The following is a 3,572-nucleotide window of genomic DNA, read 5'->3' as shown; positions in this document are numbered from 1 at the left end:
GTCAGCTTGCATCTATGTAGCTGACCCGCCGCATTCGCAGGCAAGCCAGCTCCCACACTTGATCGCATCAATCCGACAGTTTTGTCAGTTCACATCAAAACCCTCTTTACCCAAGCTTTACCCTCCCCTGACCGCCGCTGGCCTTGCGCTGCGTAACCTACTCACATCCGGACTCACCGGAATAGAGACAGGAGAAACACCATGCGCAAGACCCTTATCGCTCTGATGTTCGCCGCTGCCCTGCCGACCGTTGCCATGGCCGCAATGCCAGAAGGCCCAGGCCCGATGGGCGGCCCAGAAGGCCACATGATGGGTGGCCCGGGCCACGGCGGTGAACACGGTCCGCGTGGCAAAGGCGGCCCCTTCAGCCAGCTGGACCTGACCAAGGAACAGCGCCAGCAAATCGGCAAATTGATGGGTGACCAATGGCACGCCCGCAAAGACCTGGTCAAAAAGTACCTGGACAAGCTGCCGGCTGCTGACCAGAAAGCCATGCAGGATGAAATCGCCGCCGGCAAACAGAAAACCCAGGCTGACATCCGTGCCGTGCTAAAACCCGATCAACAGAAGAAATTCGACGAGATCGTCAAGAAGCAAGCCGAGCGCCGCGCCGAGTGGAAGGAATTCCAGGCCTGGAAAGCGCAACAGCCGCAAAAAGCGCAATAATGCTCTAGCGTTACCTCCCCAGCCCAGTGGCTCACGCCGCTGGGCTTTTCCTGCTTGAGGGTTTCCTGTGCGTTCATTGTTCTGGCGCATCCTGGCCAGTTTCTGGCTGGCCATCGCCTTGGTTGCCGGGCTGTCGATCCTGCTTGGGCACATGCTCAACCAGGACGCCTGGATTCTCAGCCGCCATCCCGGCCTCAACAACCTGGCGCAAGAGTGGACGCAACTCTACGAAGCCCAAGGTGAGGACGCCGCCCAGGATTTGCTGCAACAACGCAAACGCCAGTACCACATCGACGTGCAGGTACTCAACGAAAGCGGCGACCCGGTGGTACGCGGCACGTTCCCACGTCGCGCCGCCGCCTTCGAAGCCCGCCAGAATGACAACCAGGACAGCCACTTGCCCTGGCGCCGCCTGACCGCCGAGTACACCAGTGAAAAAACCGGGGACACGTACCTGCTGATCTACCGCATCCCCAACCCGGAACTGGACGCCTGGCACCGCAGCAGCCTGCTGTGGCCGTTTAGCGCGCTGGCGATTGCCCTGGTGGTACTGACGTTGTTCAGCCTGCTGGTGACCTTGTCCATCACCCGCCCACTCAGCCGCCTGCGCGGTGCGGTGCATGACCTGGGCCAGACCACCTATCAGCAAAACAGCCTGGCGCAACTGGCCAACCGCCGCGATGAGTTCGGCGTGCTCGCCACCGACTTCAACCGCATGGGCGCGCGCCTGCAAAGCCTGATCGGCAGCCAGCGCCAGTTGCTGCGCGATGTGTCCCACGAACTGCGCTCACCGCTGGCCCGCCTGCGTATTGCCCTGGCCCTGGCCGAACGCGCCAGCCCGGAAGAACGCGAACGGCTGTGGCCGCGCCTGACCCGCGAGTGCGACCGCCTGGAAGCGCTGATCAGCGAGATTCTGGTGCTGGCCCGCGTGGATGCCGACAACGCCAGCGCCGAAGACGTCGACCTCACCCCACTGCTCAGGACCTTGCAAAAGGATGCCCAACTCAGTGCGCCGGAACAGATGGTGCAACTGAGCGCCGAGCCCGAGCTGCACCTCAAGGGCTGGCCGACCATGATCGAGCGCGCCGTGGACAACCTGCTGCGTAACGCCCAGCGCTTTAACCCCGTGGGCCAGCCGATCGAGCTAAGCGCCCGGCACCAGGGCGAGCGCATCCTGATCAGCGTGCGCGACCACGGCCCCGGCGTTGAAGCCGAACACCTGAGCCAGTTGGGCGAGCCGTTTTATCGCGCGCCTGGCCAGGCCGCACAAGGCCACGGGCTGGGCCTGGCGATTGCCCGTCGCGCCGCCGAACGCCATGGCGGCAGCCTGATCCTGGGCAATCACCCGGACGGCGGTTTTATCGCCAGCATCGACTTGCCGTTGGAGCCGGGAGTGGTCACAGCCGTGTGAGGATCTTCTATAGTGGCCCTTCTCTAACGGAGGGCCTTTGATGACTGACCTGCTGACATCCATCCAAGCCGCACTCGATCTACCGCAAACCCCGCTGACGTTTACCGAGGCCGGCGCCCTGCCCTCGACCTTTGCCGTAACCGAACTGGCCAGCGCCAGCCTCGGCGCTGCCGGCCAGGCGGTTGCTCAACTTATCCAGCAACAGACCGGACGCTTGCCCAGCGTAAGCGTGGACCGGCGCCTCGCTTCCTTCTGGTTCTCCTCCTCGATTCGCCCGGTGGGCTGGCAAGTACCGCCGCTGTGGGACCCGGTAGCCGGCGACTACGCCAGCGCCGACGGCTGGATCCGTTTGCATACCAATGCGCCCCACCACCGTGCCGCTGCCGAGCGCGTGCTGGGCAAGGTCAAGGACCGCGCCGAGATGGCCAGTAAAGTCGCGACCTGGAACGCCGCCGAACTGGAACAGGCGATCGTCGATGCCGGCGGTTGCGCGGCGCAGATGCGTACATGGCAGGCCTGGCAAACCCATCCGCAAGGGTTGGCGGTGAACGCCGAGGCATTGGTGCAGCGCCAGGCCTTCGACACCCCCTGCGACAAACCTTGGCTCGGCTCGGTGGCACGCCCACTGGCCGGCATCAAGGTGCTGGATTTGACCCGCGTGTTGGCCGGCCCCGTGGCCAGCCGTTTTCTCGCAGGTTTGGGCGCAGATGTACTGCGCATCGACTCGCCGACCTGGAACGAGCCCGGCGTAGTACCGGAAATGACCCTGGGCAAACGCTGCGCACGCCTGGACCTTAAAAGTGCTGAAGACCGCCAGGTGTTCGAAAGCTTGCTCAAGGACGCCGACATCCTGTTCCACGGCTACCGCGCCGACGCACTGGAGCAGTTGGGCTACACCGCCACTGAACTGCAAAACCTCGCCCCCGGCCTGATCGACGTGAGCCTCAACGCCTACGGCTGGAGCGGCCCGTGGCGTAACCGTCGCGGCTTCGACAGTTTGGTGCAGATGAGCAGCGGGATTGCCGACGCTGGCATGGCGTGGAAACAGGCAGATAAACCGGTGCCGCTGCCGTTGCAGGCGCTGGATCATGCGACCGGGTATTTGATGGCGGCCAGTGCGATTCAAGCGTTGAGTGAGCGGTTTAAAACCGGGCGCGGTGGTTCGGCGCAATTGTCATTGGCGCGCACGGCGAAATTGCTGGTGGAGGCCGGGCACGTGCCGGAGCAGCCGGCGTTGCGGGCCGAAGAACCGGGCGATCAGGGCTTGGTGGTGGAGCAAACGGCGTGGGGCCAGGCGCATCGTTTGCTGGCGCCGGTGAGCATCAGTGGCACGCCGTTGCAGTGGGATTTGCCCGCTGGGGAATTGGGCTCGCACCGGGCTAAGTGGTGACTTGAAATCGCTATCGCAGGCAAGCCAGCTCCCACATTCGACTTTGTTCACACTTTCAAGTGTAAGAGCCAGCTCCCACATTTGACGGTGTTCACACATCCAATG

The 3,572-nt window shown here is 63.5% G+C and carries 3 protein-coding genes; all 3 read left to right on the top strand.

The annotated features are described in order from the left end of the window. Positions 1-201: 201 nt before the first annotated feature. The 3 genes from FEM54_RS27780 (at position 202) to FEM54_RS27770 (ending at position 3,467) form a co-directional block, all read left to right on the top strand. Positions 202-666 (top strand): LTXXQ domain-containing protein, encoded by a 465-nt coding sequence (locus FEM54_RS27780; protein ID WP_017139156.1) that lies wholly within the window; start codon positions 202-204, stop codon positions 664-666. Between the two features lie 67 nt (positions 667-733). Further along, entirely contained in the window at positions 734-2,077 is a 1,344-nt protein-coding gene (locus FEM54_RS27775) for a sensor histidine kinase (protein WP_017139155.1), read from the top strand. A gap of 40 nt (positions 2,078-2,117) precedes the next feature. After that, a complete protein-coding gene (locus FEM54_RS27770) occupies positions 2,118-3,467 on the top strand; it encodes a CoA transferase (protein ID WP_138453776.1) in 1,350 nt (449 codons plus the stop codon). The last annotated feature ends 105 nt before the right edge of the window (positions 3,468-3,572 follow it).

The sequence above is a fragment of the Pseudomonas edaphica genome (genome assembly GCF_005863185.1).
GTDB classification, from domain to species: domain Bacteria; phylum Pseudomonadota; class Gammaproteobacteria; order Pseudomonadales; family Pseudomonadaceae; genus Aquipseudomonas; species Aquipseudomonas edaphica.
This window is presented reverse-complemented; position numbering and strand designations above follow the sequence as displayed.

Excerpts from the sequence above, each read along its gene's own strand:
- FEM54_RS27770 (WP_138453776.1), top strand. The coding sequence starts at position 2,118 with ATGACTGACCTGCTGACATCCATCCAAGCCGCACTCGATCTACCGCAA.
- FEM54_RS27780 (WP_017139156.1), top strand. The coding sequence starts at position 202 with ATGCGCAAGACCCTTATCGCTCTGATGTTCGCCGCTGCCCTGCCGACC.